At 64.0% G+C, this 15,972-nt stretch carries 13 protein-coding genes; 9 read left to right on the top strand and 4 right to left on the bottom strand.

The genetic code is table 11. The annotated features are described in order from the left end of the window. Positions 1 to 25: 25 nt before the first annotated feature. A complete protein-coding gene (gene folD, locus RHIZ70P_RS00420; RefSeq protein WP_115668415.1) occupies positions 26 to 925 on the top strand; it encodes a bifunctional methylenetetrahydrofolate dehydrogenase/methenyltetrahydrofolate cyclohydrolase FolD in 900 nt (299 codons plus the stop codon). Between the two features lie 40 nt (positions 926 to 965). On the opposite strand, the gene RHIZ70P_RS00415 is transcribed toward folD, so the two are convergent. After that, positions 966 to 1,991 carry a LacI family DNA-binding transcriptional regulator gene (locus tag RHIZ70P_RS00415; protein ID WP_115668414.1) on the bottom strand — a complete coding sequence of 342 codons (1,026 nt, stop codon included), beginning with the start codon at positions 1,989 to 1,991 and terminating at the stop codon, positions 966 to 968. A gap of 301 nt (positions 1,992 to 2,292) precedes the next feature. Between RHIZ70P_RS00415 and RHIZ70P_RS00410 the strand changes: the two genes are divergently transcribed. From RHIZ70P_RS00410 to RHIZ70P_RS00375, 8 genes are all read left to right on the top strand, one after another. Continuing rightward, entirely contained in the window at positions 2,293 to 3,651 is a 1,359-nt protein-coding gene (locus tag RHIZ70P_RS00410) for an ABC transporter substrate-binding protein (RefSeq protein WP_115668413.1), read from the top strand. Positions 3,652 to 3,763: 112 nt separating this feature from the next. After that, positions 3,764 to 4,774, top strand: coding sequence for a carbohydrate ABC transporter permease (locus RHIZ70P_RS00405; RefSeq protein ID WP_115668412.1), 1,011 nt, complete (start codon positions 3,764 to 3,766; stop codon positions 4,772 to 4,774). A gap of 1 nt (position 4,775) precedes the next feature. Next, on the top strand, positions 4,776 to 5,924 hold the full coding sequence (locus RHIZ70P_RS00400; RefSeq protein WP_115668411.1) for a carbohydrate ABC transporter permease: 1,149 nt from the start codon (positions 4,776 to 4,778) through the stop codon (positions 5,922 to 5,924). Positions 5,925 to 5,964: 40 nt separating this feature from the next. Further along, on the top strand, positions 5,965 to 7,620 hold the full coding sequence (locus tag RHIZ70P_RS00395) for an alpha-glucosidase family protein (RefSeq protein WP_115668410.1): 1,656 nt from the start codon (positions 5,965 to 5,967) through the stop codon (positions 7,618 to 7,620). A 15-nt stretch (positions 7,621 to 7,635) separates the two neighbouring features. Further along, positions 7,636 to 8,724 carry an ABC transporter ATP-binding protein gene (locus RHIZ70P_RS00390; RefSeq protein WP_115668409.1) on the top strand — a complete coding sequence of 363 codons (1,089 nt, stop codon included), beginning with the start codon at positions 7,636 to 7,638 and terminating at the stop codon, positions 8,722 to 8,724. 195 nt (positions 8,725 to 8,919) lie between these two features. Then, on the top strand, positions 8,920 to 9,276 hold the full coding sequence (locus tag RHIZ70P_RS00385) for a hypothetical protein (protein WP_181903929.1): 357 nt from the start codon (positions 8,920 to 8,922) through the stop codon (positions 9,274 to 9,276). A 133-nt stretch (positions 9,277 to 9,409) separates the two neighbouring features. Beyond that, positions 9,410 to 10,114 (top strand): SDR family oxidoreductase, encoded by a 705-nt coding sequence (locus RHIZ70P_RS00380; RefSeq protein WP_115668407.1) that lies wholly within the window; start codon positions 9,410 to 9,412, stop codon positions 10,112 to 10,114. Positions 10,115 to 10,320: 206 nt separating this feature from the next. Then, positions 10,321 to 11,664: a DUF2778 domain-containing protein gene (locus RHIZ70P_RS00375; protein WP_115668406.1), complete on the top strand. Its 1,344-nt coding sequence runs from the start codon at positions 10,321 to 10,323 to the stop codon at positions 11,662 to 11,664. A gap of 170 nt (positions 11,665 to 11,834) precedes the next feature. On the opposite strand, the gene edd is transcribed toward RHIZ70P_RS00375, so the two are convergent. The 3 genes from edd to zwf all read right to left on the bottom strand — a co-directional run bounded on the left by edd (position 11,835) and on the right by zwf (position 15,951). Then, positions 11,835 to 13,652, bottom strand: coding sequence for a phosphogluconate dehydratase (gene edd / locus RHIZ70P_RS00370; protein WP_115668405.1), 1,818 nt, complete (start codon positions 13,650 to 13,652; stop codon positions 11,835 to 11,837). Between the two features lie 121 nt (positions 13,653 to 13,773). Further along, the gene (gene pgl, locus RHIZ70P_RS00365) at positions 13,774 to 14,472 is read right to left on the bottom strand and encodes a 6-phosphogluconolactonase (protein ID WP_115668404.1); all 699 of its coding nucleotides are present in this window, start codon (positions 14,470 to 14,472) and stop codon (positions 13,774 to 13,776) included. Positions 14,473 to 14,478: 6 nt separating this feature from the next. Beyond that, positions 14,479 to 15,951: a glucose-6-phosphate dehydrogenase gene (zwf, locus tag RHIZ70P_RS00360; protein WP_115668403.1), complete on the bottom strand. Its 1,473-nt coding sequence runs from the start codon at positions 15,949 to 15,951 to the stop codon at positions 14,479 to 14,481. Between the last annotated feature and the right edge of the window lie 21 nt (positions 15,952 to 15,972).

Raw genomic sequence — 15,972 nt, 5'->3', positions numbered from 1 at the left:
GAAAACGCGAGCGAGGGATGCGATCGTGACAACGGTGATTGATGGCAAGCAGGCAGCCGCATCGGTGATCGAGGCGGTGACGGCGGCGGCGGCGGCGCTGGAGCGCGACACGGGGCGCAGGCCCGGCCTTGCGGTGGTGATCGTCGGCAATGACCCGGCCAGCCACGCCTATGTCTCCTCCAAGAGCCGCATGGCCAAGCAGTGCGGCTTCAAGTCGGTGCAGCATACGCTTGCCGAGGAAACCAGCCAGGAAACCCTGATGGCGCTGGTCGCCGAACTCAACGCCGATGCCGAAATCGACGGCGTGCTGGTGCAACTGCCGCTGCCCAGGCACCTCGATTCCGACGCCGTGATCCAGTCGATCCTGCCGGAAAAGGACGTCGACGGGCTGCATGTCGTCAATGCCGGCAAGCTCGCCACCGGCGATGCCGAGACCGGCCTCGTGTCCTGCACGCCGGCCGGCGCCATGATCCTGGTCCGCCAGATCCACGGCCGCGATCTTTCCGGCCTGAACGCACTGGTGATCGGCCGTTCCAACCTGTTCGGCAAGCCGATGGCGCAGCTCCTGCTTGCCGCCAATGCCACCGTGACGATCGGTCATTCGAAGAGCCGCGATCTGCCGGCGCTCGCCCGCAATGCCGATATTCTGGTGGCCGCCGTCGGCCGCGCCGAAATGGTCAAGGCCGATTGGGTCAAGCCCGGCGCGACGGTGATCGACGTCGGCATCAACCGCGTACCGGCTCCGGACAAGGGCGAGGGCAAGACCCGGCTCGTCGGCGACGTCGCCTTTGCCGAATGTGCACCCGTCGCCGGCGCGATCAGCCCGGTGCCCGGCGGCGTCGGCCCGATGACCATCGCCATGCTGATGGCCAATACGGTGATCGCCGCCTACCGCGCCAATGGCAAGCCTGCGCCGAAGTTCTGACGGTTTCCGCATCCGGTCGCGACGGGGGTAGGGCGCCGGTTCAGGTCGGAGCCGGCCCTGTCGAGGCGCGGATCACCAGGTCGGTGGTCCACAGCTCGTGCGCCGGTGGCTGCGGCTGTGTCCGCTTGATCGCCGCGATCAGCCTGTGGGCGATGCGGATGCCGGCCGCCCGCAGCGACGAGCGGGTCGTCGTCAGCGGTACGGTGAAATGCTCCGGTTTCAGCAGCGGCAGCACGTCGTCATGGGCGATCAGGGAAATGTCCTCGCCAAGCTTCAGTCCGGCGCGATTGATGGCGCGGACCGCGCCGAGCGCGAGAACCGTCGAGGCGCATAAGACCGCCGTCGGTCGATCCGGCTTCTCCAGCAGTTCAGCCATGCCGCGATATCCCGCTTCGTCGGTCATCGCCGTATGGCGCATCGAGCCTGGGTCCAGGTCGATACCCTTGTCCTTGAGCGCCGCCACGGTGCCGATCCTGCGGCGGATGGCGAAATCGAACTCCTCTGGCCCGTTCAGAAGCCCGAAGCGCCGGTGGCCGAGTTGCAGCAGGAGCCGAGCCGCATCGCGAAAGGCGCCCTCGTTGTCGACGTCGAGATAGGGAAAGTCATTGTCCGTGCCATAGGACCGGCCATGGACGATGAACGGCACGGGCAGGGATTTCGCCATGGCGATGCGCGTGTCCTTCTCCCGCATATAGGCGAGATAGTACCCGTCGACGCTGCCGCTCGCCACCAGTCCGCGGATCGCCTGCTCCTCGTCGCGCGGCGAGGCCGGCATGATCACCAGATGGAAGTCGTGCCGGAGGGCCTCTTCGGCAAGCCCGCGCTGGAATTCGGCGAAATGCAGGTCGGAACTGTCGTTGGGCTCGATCGGCATGACGAGGCCGATCGAACCGGCCTTGCCGGTCGCCAGCCGCTGCGCCGCGCGGTTCGGCCGATAGCCGGTTTCCTTGGCGGCCTTCAGCACGCGCTGGCGAGTCTCCTCGCTCACTTCCGGATAGCCGTTGATCGCCCGGCTGATCGTCGTCTGCGACAGGCCCAGCAGTTCCGACAATTGCTTCAGGTTCACGGCTTGCTCCTCCCCATCGTTCAGGATCGCCCGGCATGATACCGCCTCGCTGGCGTCCAAAGCGCTTGGAGTGCTTTTCTAGCAGCCGGGTTCGTCGCCACAAACAGGAAATTGGTCGAATGAATTGCAGTTGCCGAATTCTTCGCCGTTATGTTGCAAGCATTTGCGGCAATTTCCGAATTGTGCTTGACTCGCTTTCCAGGTCGGTGGGAAAACTAGCTCGCCAAAGCGCTTTGAATGAATGACTTTCAATCTGCGGGACGGGTTTTGCCCGTCCGCTATGTGATGGGAGGTAAATCACATGAAGAGACTTCTCCTGACGGCGGCTGCCATGGCACTGCTCGCCGGATCGGCGGGTGCCGCCGAACTCAAGTTCAAGCCCGGCGAGGACGCCAAGTTCAACTGGGCGAGCTTCGAGGAGTTCAAGAAGGCCCATGGCGGTTCGAGCGGTCAGTCGGTGACCATTTTCGGGCCGTGGCGCGGCGAAGACCAGGCTCTCTTTGAGAGCATTCTCGCCTATTTCGAGGACGCCACCGGCATCGACGTCAAATATTCTTCCTCCGAGAACTACGAGCAGCAGATCGTCATCGACACCCAGGCCGGCAGCCCGCCGGACATTGCCATCCTGCCGCAGCCGGGCCTGATCGCCGACCTCGCCTCCAAGGGTCATCTGGTGCCGCTCGGCGACGACGTGAAGAACTGGCTGCTGGAAAACTATTCCGCCGGCCAGTCCTGGGTCGACCTCGCCACCTACAAGGGCAAGGACGGCACGCCGGCCGTCTACGGTTTCCCCTACAAGATCGACGTGAAGTCGCTGGTGTGGTACGTGCCCGAGAACTTCGAGGATGCCGGCTACGAAGTGCCGAAGACCATGGAAGAGCTGAAGGCGCTTACCGAGAAGATCGCCGCCGACGGCGGCACGCCCTGGTGCATCGGCCTCGGCTCGGGTGGCGCCACCGGCTGGCCGGCCACCGACTGGGTGGAAGACCTGATGCTGCGCACGCAACCCGCCGACGTCTATGACAAGTGGGTGTCGAACGAGATCAAGTTCGACGATCCGGCGGTTCTCGGCGCGATCGATGAATTCGGCTGGTTCGCCAAGAACGACAAGTTCGTCGACGGCGGCGTCGCTGCCGTTTCCTCGACCGACTTCCGCGACAGCCCGAAGGGCCTCTTCGCCTCGCCGCCGAAGTGCTACCTGCACCATCAGGCCTCCTTTATCCCGTCCTTCTTCCCTGAAGGCACCGTGGTCGGCGAGGATGCGGACTTCTTCTACATGCCGCCTTACGAGTCCAAGAAGGACCTCGGCAATCCGGTACTCGGTGCCGGCACGCTGGCCATCCTCACCAAGGACACCCCGGCGGCCCGCGTCTTCTTCGAGTTCCTGAAGACCCCGATTGCCCATGAACTGTGGATGGCGCAGTCGAGCTTCCTCACGCCGTACAAGGCAGCCAACAAGGAAGCCTACGCCAACGCACCGATGGCCAAGCAGGGCGAAATCCTGCTCAATGCCACGACCTTCCGCTTCGATGGTTCCGACCTGATGCCCGGCAAGATCGGCGCCGGCGCCTTCTGGACCGGCATGGTCGACTTCACCGGCGGCAAGTCGTCCGCCGATGTCGCGGCCGGCGTCCAGAAGGTCTGGGATTCGCTGAAGTAAACGTCCGCAAAGCGACCCTTCGCCGGATACAGGTCCGGCGAGGCAACGATAGGAGCGGTTCTGCCGGCGGCTGTTTGCGGCCGCCGGCGAAGAGCCACCCGGGGAGGCAAGATTGGAACAGCTACTCTATGCCCTTGTGACCATCGTCATCGGCGTTGCCGGAGCGGTCGGCTATTTCTACGGCTCGAATCTTCTCCTCGACTGGATATTTCCCTCGAATATCGATGATGCGGCTCAGGCGTCGCAGAACATTCACCGCGCCAACAGCATCCGCCCCTGGCTGTTCCTCGGGCCGGCGCTGGTGTCGCTGACGATCTATCTCGTCTATCCGTTCTTCTCCTCCGTCGCCTATTCGCTCTATGACCGTTCCGGCACCAATTTCGTCGGGCTCGCCAACTATCGCTGGATGTTCTTCGACGGCGAGTTCCGCCAGTCGATCTACAACAACATGCTCTGGCTGATCGTCGTGCCCGCCGCCTCCACGCTGTTCGGACTGATCATCGCCGCGCTCACCGACCGCATCTGGTGGGGCAATATCGCCAAGTCGCTGATCTTCATGCCGATGGCGATCTCCTTTGTCGGCGCCTCGGTCATCTGGAAGTTCGTCTACGACTACCGCGACGTCGGCGCCGAACAGATCGGCATTCTCAACGCCATCGTCGTGGCGCTGGGCGGCGAGCCGCAGATATGGATCACGCTGCCCTTCTGGAACAATTTCTTCCTCATGGTCATCCTCATCTGGATCCAGACCGGCTTTGCCATGGTGTTGCTGTCGGCGGCGCTGCGCGGCATCCCCGAAGAGACCATCGAAGCCGCCGTCATCGACGGCGCCAATCCCTGGCAGATCTTCATGAAGATCAAGGTGCCGCAGATCTGGGGCACGATCGCCGTGGTCTGGACCACCATCACCATCCTCGTCCTCAAGGTGTTCGACATCGTGCTCGCGATGACCAACGGTCAGTGGCAGACGCAGGTGCTCGCCAATCTGATGTTCGACTGGATGTTCCGCGGCGGCGGTGATTTCGGTCGCGGCGCCTCGATCGCGGTCGTCATCATGATCATGGTCGTGCCGATCATGATCTGGAATATCCGCAACGCACGCCGCGAAATGGAGGGACGCTGACATGCACAAGGGCAGCATCCGTTCTCCGCTCACTTGGGCGGTTCATCTTTCCGTCCTTTTCCTCGTGGTCATCTGGACCCTCCCGACCGCCGGCCTGTTCATCTCGGCCTTGCGCGACAAGGACCAGATCGTCGCCTCCGGTTGGTGGACGGCGCTCTCGACCTCAACGCAGAACGCCATGTACCGGGCGCCCGGCGCCGAAAGCCAGGTCGAGGAAAACGGCGCCTTCGTCATTTCCGGCAACATCTTCGAAGGCGGCAAGGGCGTCGTCACGGCCTTCGGCACGTCGAGCCAGGACCCCGCCGCCTATGAGCCCGGCACCACCGCCGAACTGAAGGACGGGGAGAAGCTCACGGTTGCGGAGAGCGGCGATTTCCGCCTGACTTCGCCCAAGGCCTTCGAGGGCACGCGCGGCCAGCGCATCTTCTACACCGCCGGCATTCCGCCACGCTTCACGCTGGAAAACTACAAGACCGTGCTGACCGCCGAGGGCATCGGCAAGTCCTTCCTCAATTCGCTGACCGTCGCCGTCCCATCGACCATCATCCCGATCCTCGTTGCCGCCTTTGCCGCCTACGCGCTCGCCTGGATGAAGTTCCCCGGCCGGGCGATCATCCTCGCGGTCATCGTCGGCCTGCTCGTCGTGCCGCTGCAAATGTCGCTGATCCCGCTCCTGCGCATGTACAACAGCGTCGGCGGCTTCTTCGGCGTGCCGTCGAAGACCTATCTCGGCATCTGGCTCGCCCATATGGGCTTCGGCCTGCCGCTCGCCATCTACCTGCTGCGCAACTACATCGCCGGCCTGCCGCGCGAGATCATGGAATCGGCACGCGTCGACGGCGCTTCCGATTTCACCATCTTCATGAAGATCGTGCTGCCGCTCTCCTATCCGGCGCTCGCCTCCTTCGCCATCTTCCAGTTCCTGTGGACCTGGAACGATCTGCTGGTGGCCATGGTCTTCCTCGGTACCGGCGACAACGAACTCGTGCTGACCGGACGCCTGGTCAACCTGCTCGGCTCGCGCGGCGGCAAGTGGGAAATCCTCACCGCCTCCGCCTTCATCACCATCATCGTTCCGCTCCTCGTCTTCTTCACGCTGCAACGCTACCTCGTCCGCGGCCTGCTCGCGGGCTCGGTCAAGGGCGGTTGAGACATTCGGCCTTCATTGTTCGCATTCACAAGGACTGACCATGACTGCAATGACCCCATCGACCTCTGCGCCGGACAAGGACTGGTGGCGTGGCGCGGTGATCTACCAGATCTACCCGCGCTCCTATCAGGACTCCAATGGCGACGGCATCGGTGACCTGAAGGGCATTACCGCCCGTCTGCCGCATGTCGCGGCACTCGGCGCCGACGCGATCTGGATCTCGCCCTTCTTCACCTCGCCGATGAAGGACTTTGGCTACGACGTGTCGAACTATGTCGACGTCGACCCGATGTTCGGCAGCATAGCCGATTTCGACGCCATGATCGCCGAGGCGCACCGGCTCAACATCAAGGTGATGATCGATCTGGTGATCTCGCACACTTCGGACCAGCATGAATGGTTCGTCGAGAGCCGGTCGAGCCGCATCAATTCCAAATCGGACTGGTATGTCTGGTCGGATCCGAAGCCCGACGGTACGCCGCCGAACAACTGGCTGTCGATCTTCGGCGGGTCTGCCTGGCATTGGGACCCGACGCGCATGCAGTATTACATGCACAACTTCCTGGCGTCGCAGCCGGACCTCAACATGCACAATCCGCAGGTCCAGAATGCCGTGCTCGACGCGACGCGCTTCTGGCTCGAGCGCGGCGTCGACGGCTTCCGCCTCGACACGATCAATTTCTACTTCCACGACAAGCTCTTGCGCGACAATCCGGCGCTGGCGCCCGAGCGGCGCAATGCCTCGACCGCGCCGGCGGTCAATCCTTACAATTTCCAGGACCATCTCTACGACAAGAACCAGCCGGAAAATCTCGAATTCCTCAAGCGCTTCCGCGCGCTGCTTGAGGAATATCCGGCGATCGCCGCGGTCGGCGAGGTGGGCGACAGCCAGTATGGTCTCGAGATCGTCGGCCAATATACGTCCGGCAACGACAAGATGCAGATGTGCTACGCCTTTGAATTCCTCGCGCCCGAACCGCTGACGCCGAAGGTCGTCGCCAAGACGCAGGAAGCCTTTGCCGCAGCGGCCCCCGAAGGCTGGGCCTGCTGGGCCTTCTCCAACCACGACGTGGTGCGCCATGTCAGCCGCTGGGGCGCCAATGTCGCCGACCGCATCGCCTTCGCCAAGCTGATGGCGGCGATCCTTATGACCCAGCGCGGCTCGGTCTGTATCTACCAGGGCGAGGAACTGGGGCTGACCGAAGCCGATATCGCCTTCGAGGATCTGCAGGACCCTTACGGCATCCAGTTCTGGCCGGAATTCAAGGGCCGCGATGGTTGCCGCACCCCGATGGTCTGGGACAGCGCCGCCCAGCAGGCCGGCTTCTCGACGGCGACGAAGACCTGGCTGCCGATCCCAGTCGAGCACGCGATCAATGCGGTGAGCGTCCAGGAGGGCAAGGACGACAGCGTGTTGGAGCACTATCGCCGGTTTCTCGCCTTCCGCCGCGCCCATCCGGCGCTGGTCAAGGGCGACATGGAATTCCACACCATCGGCGAGACGGCGCTTGCCTATACCCGCACGCTGGCCAACGAAACCTTGCTTTGCGTCTTCAACATGAGCGCCGAGCCGGCGCGAATTCCGCTGCCCGAAGGGTCGTGGAACGTCCTGGAAGACCATGGTTTCATCAGCAAGATAGAAGATCACGCGGTCGAATTGCCGGCCTGGGGCGCATATTTCGCGCGTCACGCCTGATTGGGAGGAAGACACATGACGGGCCTGGTTCTCAAGGATATCCGCAAGAACTACGGACAGGTGAAGGTGCTGCACGGCATCGATCTGACGATCGAGGAAGGCGAGTTCGTCGTCTTCGTCGGCCCATCGGGCTGCGGCAAGTCCACGCTGCTGCGCATGATCGCCGGGCTCGAGGACATTACCTCGGGCGAGATGATCATCGACGGCCAGGTGGTCAACAACGTGCCGCCGTCCAAGCGCGGCATTGCCATGGTGTTCCAGTCCTATGCGCTCTATCCGCATATGACGGTCTACGACAACATGGCGTTTGGCATGCGGATTGCCGGCGAGAGCAAGGACGAGATCGACCGCCGCGTCAAGAACGCCGCCGACATCCTGCAACTCACCCCCTATCTCGACCGCCTGCCCAAGGCATTGTCCGGCGGTCAGCGCCAGCGCGTGGCGATCGGTCGCGCCATCTGCCGCGACCCCAAGGTCTTCCTGTTCGACGAACCGCTCTCCAACCTCGATGCGGCGCTACGCGTCGCAACGCGCATCGAGATCGCCAAGCTCAACGAGAGCATGCCCGACACGACGATGATCTACGTCACCCACGACCAGGTCGAGGCGATGACGCTGGCCGACCGGATCGTCGTGCTTTCTGCCGGCAAGATCGAGCAGGTCGGCCCGCCGCTCGAACTCTATGAGCGCCCGGCCAATCTGTTCGTCGCCCGCTTCATCGGCTCGCCGGCGATGAACATCATGCCGGCCACGATTGCCTCTGCCGGCAATCCGACCACGATCACCCTCAAGGACGGTACGTCCGTTCGCGTCGATATCGAGACGCCGGCGGCCAATGTCGGCAAGGCGGCGAGCTTCGGTGTTCGCCCCGAGGACCTGTCGATCGCCACCGGCGATGACTTCCTGTTCGAGGGTACGCTCACCATCGTCGAGGCGCTGGGTGAGGTGACGATGCTCTATGTCGACGGCCCCGTCGAGGACGAGCCGATCGTCGTCAAACTTCCCGGCATCGTCGACGTGAAGAAGGGCGAGAAGATGCGTTTCTCGGCCGACCGGACCAAACTGCACCTTTTCGACGCGACAGGACACACCTACAGGAAGTGACCCCCGAAAATTAAGCTCCCGTTTGCCCTGACCGCAAACGCGATCGCCTTGTCCACAGGGCGCCCTGGCGCAAATACCATCTGTTAAAGTCCCTCCTGCTAGGCTCCTGCCCATAACACTGGAAACCAGGGGCAGGGACATCAGATGAGACAGGCGGTCGGTGGCAGCCATTATCTGCAACGCGAAGAATCCTTCATGTACGACCGCGAAGCGCGGTTTCCCATGGAGGACACGATGAACGCGGCGCGCATCGAATATACCGAGAAGGGCGTGATGCACATGGCCGCCCGCCGCTGCGATGTCATCAAGATCTCCATGAGCGGCGCGATCATCGGCCTGCTCACCCAGTACAATCTGCCGCAGCAATTCTATCTTGATCTTCCCGACGCTCGCATCACCAAGGTGGGCTGCCTGCTGATGAAGACCTTCGCCAACAACACCGCCGAGATCCGCTTCCTGCGCCTGCTGACGAAGAAGGAACTCGACCGCATCTTCGTCTTCTCGACCCATCCGGCGCATCGCGATCGGGTGCTCGACGTTCGCTCCTGGTAAGGCACCGGGCAGCATTTATGCACGACATCAAAGGCCGGCGGAGTGCAAGCTTCGCCGGCTCTCGTTTTTCTGACTCGACTTTGCCGGCAAAGGACGAAATCCTCGCAACCTCATTCAGCAGAAGGAATTCGTCATGTCGGAACAGAAGGTTGCCATCATTACCGCCGGTGGAAGCGGCATGGGAGCGGCTGCGGCAAAACGCCTCGCAGCCGATGGTTTCAAGATCGCGATCCTGTCCTCCTCCGGCAAGGGCGAGGCGCTGGCCGCCGAACTCGGCGGTTTCGGCATCACCGGCTCCAACCAGTCGAACGACGACCTGAAGCGTCTGGTCGACGGCACAATGGAGCGTTTCGGCCGGATCGACGTCCTGGTCAACAGCGCCGGCCACGGGCCGCGCGGCCAGATCCTCGAGATCACCGACGAGGACTGGCACAAGGGCATCGACACCTATCTGCTCAACGTCATCCGCCCGACCCGCCTGGTGACGCCGGTCATGCAGGCCCGCAGGTCCGGCACGATCATCAACATTTCAACGGCTTGGGCGTTTGAGCCGAGTGCCATGTTCCCCACTTCCGCCGTCGCGCGCGCCGGCCTTGCGGCCTTCACGAAGATCTTTGCCGACACCTATGCGGCCGACAATGTGCGTATGAACAATGTTCTGCCAGGATGGATCGATAGCCTGCCGGCGACGGAGGAACGGCGCGGCAGCGTGCCGATGCAGCGCTACGGCAAGAGCGAGGAGATCGCCGCGACCGTCGCCTTCCTCGCCTCCGATGGTGCCGGCTATATCACCGGCCAGAACATTCGCGTCGACGGCGGCCTTACCCGCGCCGTGTAACTGTCAGTTTTTGCCTTTATCTTGCCATTTCTGCCAGTGATAAAAGAATCACGCGGCGTAAACCTCTTGGTTACCAAGATTCTTCATTGTTTAGGACATCCGGAATAGCGGAGGTCCTGACACAAGGTCTCTCGGCTCACCGGATGTGTACAGGCTGCGGCGATCAACCCCGCCGGGCCGTTCGGCCTCTGGTAGCGAGTGAGAGTATGGCGTTCTCGACCGAGACACACACCAAGGACAAACCGACCACTGGTCCCAAATCCCGATCCGGAAAAGGTCGCAAGGCCTCCAAGAGCCCCGTCGCCATCGGCGTCGGTCTGGCCGCCATCCTCTGGGTGACGGCCGGCGTGGCAATCCTTCATTCGGTCATGTCGCAGCCCAAGCTCGAGGCGCCGAAGCTGGCGCTGTCCGGGCAGGCGGCCGAGACTGGCAAGGTGCCGAAGCGCGGCGCTCGCACAACCGTGGCGACCGAGGCGGAGGCTGCCCGCATGCGCATCGCTGCAGCGATCGCTGCAACCGAGGAAGCGGGCATTCTGATGCTTCCCGCCTCGATGGCGCTGGCCGCTGTCGACAAGGGCGACCGCATGCTGGAACGGCGCGAGCGCGCTTCGAAGGATCCGATGGCACGCGACATGTTGCGCATGGCACTGGCGGAATCGATCGCCGAGCGCAATGCCAAGGCGATTGCCGGGCTTGGACCGCAGGAGGACAACCATATTGTCGCCACCGGTGCATCGATCCAGACAGCCTCGATCGATCCTGCCGCGCTGGCCCCCGGCGACAAGCTCTCGACCGGCGCGGAAACGCTTGGAAACGCGCCCGCAGTCCTCGCCTATGCCGCGCCACTGCCGGCCAAGGACGTGGTCAACCCCGGCCCGGATCCGCGCGAGGAGCCTTTCGTCGAACTCCTGTCCGAACCCGAAGTGGAAGACCACGGCGCTCTGCCGGACGATGTGCCGCTGCCGAACGCCCGCCCGAGTGCGCCGGCGCGTGTCACCGAAAAGCCTGACGCTAGCGCCAAGGCCAAGGCGAAACCGGAAAAGCCGGCGACACTGCTCGCCTATGCCAAGCCTGAAAACCCACTGGCCAGCAGCAGCGACGAGGAACGCCCGTCGCTCTTTTCCCGCAAGCCCAAGCTGCCGGGCCGGGGCGTCGCCGTCTATGATATTTCCGCCGGCATCGTCCACATGCCCAACGGCGAGAAGCTCGAGGCCCATTCCGGCCGCGCCCACATGCGCGACAATCCGAAATTCGTCCATGTCAAGAACCGCGGCCCGACGCCACCCAACGTCTACAGCCTGCGGATGCGCGAGAGCCGCTTCCACGGCATCGAGGCGATCCGCATGACCCCGGTCGGCGATGCCAAGATGTATGGCCGCGACGGCTTCCTGACCCACACCTATCTGTTGCGCAAACGCGGCGACAGTTCCGGTTGCGTGGTGTTCGAGGACTACAACAAGTTCCTCAACGCCTTCAAGCGCGGCAATGTGAAGACGCTGATCGTCGTGCCGCGCATGACCGAACTGCCGAAATACGTGGCGATGATGTAAGCGGCGTAAACGCTGGAGCAAAAGGCAGCCGGCCATGGAGATGGCCGGCTTCTTTAGGTTTTCCGGGTTGGCAGCCGGCCTCTTCGCCGACTTAACTCCGCGGGTGGATGCGTCGAGGCCCGGCCCATGGGCCGGGCAGCTCGGCACGAAAGGCGCACTCCACGGCCCGTTCAGTACAAGACGCTCGCACCCTCGTCGGCCGGTCCCGCCACGCGGCGGAGCGGCGCGAAAAGTTCGCGGCCCATGCCGAATTCGTTGGCCGAGAGATCGGCGACGATGGCCGGGCGGGCGGCGAATTCGGCGGCGGGGGCGAGGACTTCCAGTGTGCCGGCGATCGCATCCAGGCGGATCACGTCGCCGTCGCGGATCTTTGCGATCGCGCCGCCGTCGACCGCCTCCGGCGTGACGTGGATCGCCGCCGGAACCTTGCCCGACGCGCCGGACATCCGTCCATCGGTGACCAGCGCCACCTTGAAACCGCGATCCTGCAGCACACCGAGCGGCGGGGTCAGACGGTGAAGCTCGGGCATGCCGTTCGACTTCGGTCCCTGGAAGCGCACGACCGCGACGAAATCGCGGTCGAGCGTGCCGGCCTTGAAGGCGTCCTGCAATTCCTGCTGGTCGTGGAAGACGATGGCCGGGGCCTCGATCACCTGGCGTTCCGGCTTGACCGCCGAGACCTTGATCACCGCCTTGCCGAGATTGCCGGTCAGCATCTTCAGCCCTCCATTCGGCTGGAACGGCGTGTCGATGCGGGCGAGAACCTTGGGATCGGCGCTCTCTTCCGGCGACGGCTGGCGGATGACGTTGCCGTCGGGCCCGAGCCTCGGGTCGATCGTGTAGGCGGCCAGCCCCTGGCCGTAGACGGTGCGCACGTCGTCATGCACGAAGCCGGCCTTCAACAACTGCTTGATCAGGAAGCCCATGCCGCCGGCGGCATGGAAGTGGTTCACGTCGGCAAGGCCGTTCGGATAGACGCGGGCCAGAAGCGGCACGATGTCCGACAGATCGGAAATGTCCTGCCAGGTGAGATGGATGCCGGCGGCGCGGGCCATGGCGACGAGGTGCAGGGTGTGGTTGGTCGAGCCGCCGGTGGCGTGCAGGCCGACGACGCCGTTGACGATCGAGCGCTCGTCGATCATCTCGCCGGCAGGGGTGAACTCGTTGCCCTGGGCGGTGATGGCGAGTGCCCGCTTCGTCGCTTCCTTCGTCAGCGCGTCGCGAAGCGGCGTGTTCGGGTTGATGAAGGAGGCGCCGGGCATGTGGAAGCCCATGATCTCCATCAGCATCTGGTTGGAATTGGCCGTGCCGTAGAAGGTGCAGGTGCCGGGGCCGTGATAGGACTTGGATTCGGCTTCCAGCAGCTCGGCGCGGCCGACCTTGCCCTCGGCATAGAGCTGGCGGATGCGCGACTTCTCGTCGTTCGGCAGGCCCGTGGTCATGGGCCCGGCGGGGATGAAGACCGAGGGCAGGTGGCCGAAGGTGAGTGCGGCGATGACGAGGCCGGGCACGATCTTGTCGCACACGCCGAGGAAGACGGCCGCGTCGAACATGTTGTGCGACAGCCCGATGCCGGCCGCCATGGCGATCACGTCGCGCGAAAAGAGCGACAATTCCATGCCCGGCTGGCCTTGCGTGACGCCGTCGCACATGGCGGGAACCCCGCCGGCGACCTGGGCGATGCCGCCGGCTTCGGCTGCCGCCTTGCGGATCAGCGCCGGATAGGTCTCGAACGGCTGGTGGGCCGAGAGCATGTCGTTATAGGCGGTGATGATGCCGAGATTGGGGATGATGTCGCCGGCAAGCGCCGCCTTGTCCCCGACGGAACAGGCGGCAAAGCCATGGGCGAGGTTGCCGCAGGACAGCACCGAGCGATGCACGCCCTTGCTGATCTGACCGCGCACGCGCTCCAGATAGACCTCGCGGCTCGGCCTGGAACGCTCGACGATGCGGCGGGTGATGGCTTCGATACGGCTGTCTGCGGACATCGGATGTCACTCCTTGGATAAGGCGCGCTTCGGCTCGGCTTCGATCGTCGCGCTCAAAAGCCCGCTCAGCGCGGGCATGTCGATTGCCGTCCCGCGCGCGGGGCGGCAGCGGTGGGGCGGCTCAGGGCGCCCAGTAGATGTCGGGCGGGGTCGGCGCCCGTTCCAGCAGGGCGCGGACCGGCATTTCCCGCGTGTCGGTTCCGGCCAGCGCCCGGTCGAGCACCGCCTTCTTCTCGGCGCCCTCGATATGGAGGATGAGCAGGCGGGCATCGGCGAGCGCGGGATAGGAGAAGGTGAGGCGGGTTTCGCCGGCCCCTTCCGCTTCCATCGTCATCACCCGGCGGGCGCCTAATGGATCGAGCGCCGCGTCGAGACGGTCGCCGCCGGGGAAGAAGGAGGCGGTGTGGCCGTCATTGCCCATGCCGAGGATCACCACGTCGAAGGGCTTGCCGAGGCTCGCGGTTTCGTCCGTGGCAAGCGCCGCCGCATCCTCGGCATTGGCCGCGGCATGATAGAGCGGCACGAAGCGGGCGGGCGCCGCCTTGTCCTTGAGCAGATGGGTGGCGACCAGCAGGTGGTTGGAGCGGGGATGGTCCGCCGGCACGAAGCGCTCGTCGACCAGGGTCACCGTGACCCGGTCCCAGGCGATGTCGCGGGTGGAGAGGGCCTCGAAGAACAGTCTTGGCGTCGAGCCGCCTGAGACGGCGAGCGAGGCTGCGCCGCGCGCGGCGATCGCGGCGGACAGCAGGGCGGCGACACGGTCGGCCAGGGCCTCGGCAAGCGCGACGCGGTCTTGGAACTGGTGCATCCTGTGAGCCATGGCGCTCTAATCCGCCTCGTGCCAGGTGCGGCCGTCACGTTCGATCAGCGCGATCGCCTGGCTCGGGCCCCAGGTGCCGGCCGTATAGCCTTGCGTCTTCTGCCCGGTTTCCTCCCAGCCCTTGAGGATCGGATCGACCCAGTTCCATGCGGCCTCGACCTCGTCGCGGCGCATGAACAGCGTCTGGTTGGAGCGGATGACGTCCATCAGCAGGCGCTCGTAGGCATCCGCATTGCGCACGTCGAAGGCCTGGGCGAAGCTCATGTCGAGCGAGACATGGCGAAGGCGCATGCCGCCCGGACCGGGGTCCTTGATCATCAGCCACTGCTTGACGCCCTCGTCGGGCTGCAGGCGGATCACCAACTGGTTGGCCTCGATCCGCCCGGCGGCGTCATCGAAGATCGAATGCGGGATCGGCTTGAAGGAGACGACGATTTCCGAGACGCGCGAGGCGAGCCGCTTGCCGGTGCGCAGATAGAAGGGCACGCCGGCCCAGCGCCAGTTGGCGATCTCGGCCTTGATGGCGACGAAGGTCTCGGTGTCGGACGGTCCGCCGAGCTCTTCCGTATAGCCCTTGACCGGACCGCCGGCCGAGGCGCCGGCCTTGTACTGGCCGCGCACCGTGAGCTTCTCGATATTGCCATTGGTGATCGGCTTCAGCGAGCGCAACACCTTGAGCTTCTCGTCGCGCACGCTTTCCGCCTCCATCGAATTGGGGGCTTCCATGGCAACCAGGCAGAGCAGTTGCAGAATGTGGTTCTGCACCATGTCCCTCAGCGCGCCGGCCTTGTCGTAATAGCTGACGCGGCCCTCGAGCCCGACGGATTCGCCGACCGTGATCTGGACATGGTCGATATGGGCGGAGTTCCACAACGGCTCGTAGAGCGCGTTGGCAAAGCGCAGCGCCATCAGGTTCTGCACCGTCTCCTTGCCGAGATAATGGTCGATGCGGAAGATCTGCTCTTCCTTGAACACCTTGCCGATTGTGTCGTTGAGCGCCTGCGCCGATTCCAGGTCGCGGCCGATCGGCTTTTCGACGACGATGCGGGTCGACTTGGTGATCAGCTTGAAATCGCGGATCTTTTCGGCGATGTCGCCGAAGATGGCCGGCGAGACGGCGAGATAGAAGGCGCGCACCAGATCCTTGCCCTCGTCGAGCAGGGCCTTCAGCTTGTCCCAGCCCTCCGGCGACTTGGCATCGACCGAGACGTAGTGGATGCGGGCGCAGAACTTCGCAACTTCGTCATCGGCAAACTCGCCGGCTTTCAGGTGTTCCTTCAGCGCATTGGTGGCGAACTGGCGATATTCGTCGTCGCTCATCGGCGTGCGCGAAGCGCCGATGACCCGGGTCGGCTCGGTCAGCTGGCCGGCGAGCTGGCGATGATAAAGGGCGGGAAGGAGCTTGCGCTCCGCAAGATCGCCGGTGCCGCCGAAGACGACATAGTCAAACGGCTCGACGGGGATGATCTGGCTGCTCATTCAGGCTTCTCTCAATCGAAA

The sequence above is a fragment of the Paenirhizobium selenitireducens ATCC BAA-1503 genome (assembly GCF_900492185.1).
Classification (GTDB): domain Bacteria; phylum Pseudomonadota; class Alphaproteobacteria; order Rhizobiales; family Rhizobiaceae; genus Allorhizobium; species Allorhizobium selenitireducens_A.
Note: the sequence above shows the minus strand (reverse complement) of the source record. Positions and strands in the feature narration are given on the sequence as shown.

Bases quoted from the DNA above. Each gene is read 5' to 3' on its own strand.
- RHIZ70P_RS00395 (WP_115668410.1), top strand. From the start codon at position 5,965: ATGACTGCAATGACCCCATCGACCTCTGCGCCGGACAAGGACTGGTGG.
- pgl (WP_115668404.1), bottom strand. From the start codon at position 14,472: ATGGCTCACAGGATGCACCAGTTCCAAGACCGCGTCGCGCTTGCCGAG.
- RHIZ70P_RS00385 (WP_181903929.1), top strand. From the start codon at position 8,920: ATGTACGACCGCGAAGCGCGGTTTCCCATGGAGGACACGATGAACGCG.
- zwf (WP_115668403.1), bottom strand. From the start codon at position 15,951: ATGAGCAGCCAGATCATCCCCGTCGAGCCGTTTGACTATGTCGTCTTC.
- edd (WP_115668405.1), bottom strand. From the start codon at position 13,652: ATGTCCGCAGACAGCCGTATCGAAGCCATCACCCGCCGCATCGTCGAG.
- RHIZ70P_RS00380 (WP_115668407.1), top strand. From the start codon at position 9,410: ATGTCGGAACAGAAGGTTGCCATCATTACCGCCGGTGGAAGCGGCATG.
- RHIZ70P_RS00410 (WP_115668413.1), top strand. From the start codon at position 2,293: ATGAAGAGACTTCTCCTGACGGCGGCTGCCATGGCACTGCTCGCCGGA.
- RHIZ70P_RS00400 (WP_115668411.1), top strand. From the start codon at position 4,776: ATGCACAAGGGCAGCATCCGTTCTCCGCTCACTTGGGCGGTTCATCTT.
- RHIZ70P_RS00390 (WP_115668409.1), top strand. From the start codon at position 7,636: ATGACGGGCCTGGTTCTCAAGGATATCCGCAAGAACTACGGACAGGTG.
- RHIZ70P_RS00375 (WP_115668406.1), top strand. From the start codon at position 10,321: ATGGCGTTCTCGACCGAGACACACACCAAGGACAAACCGACCACTGGT.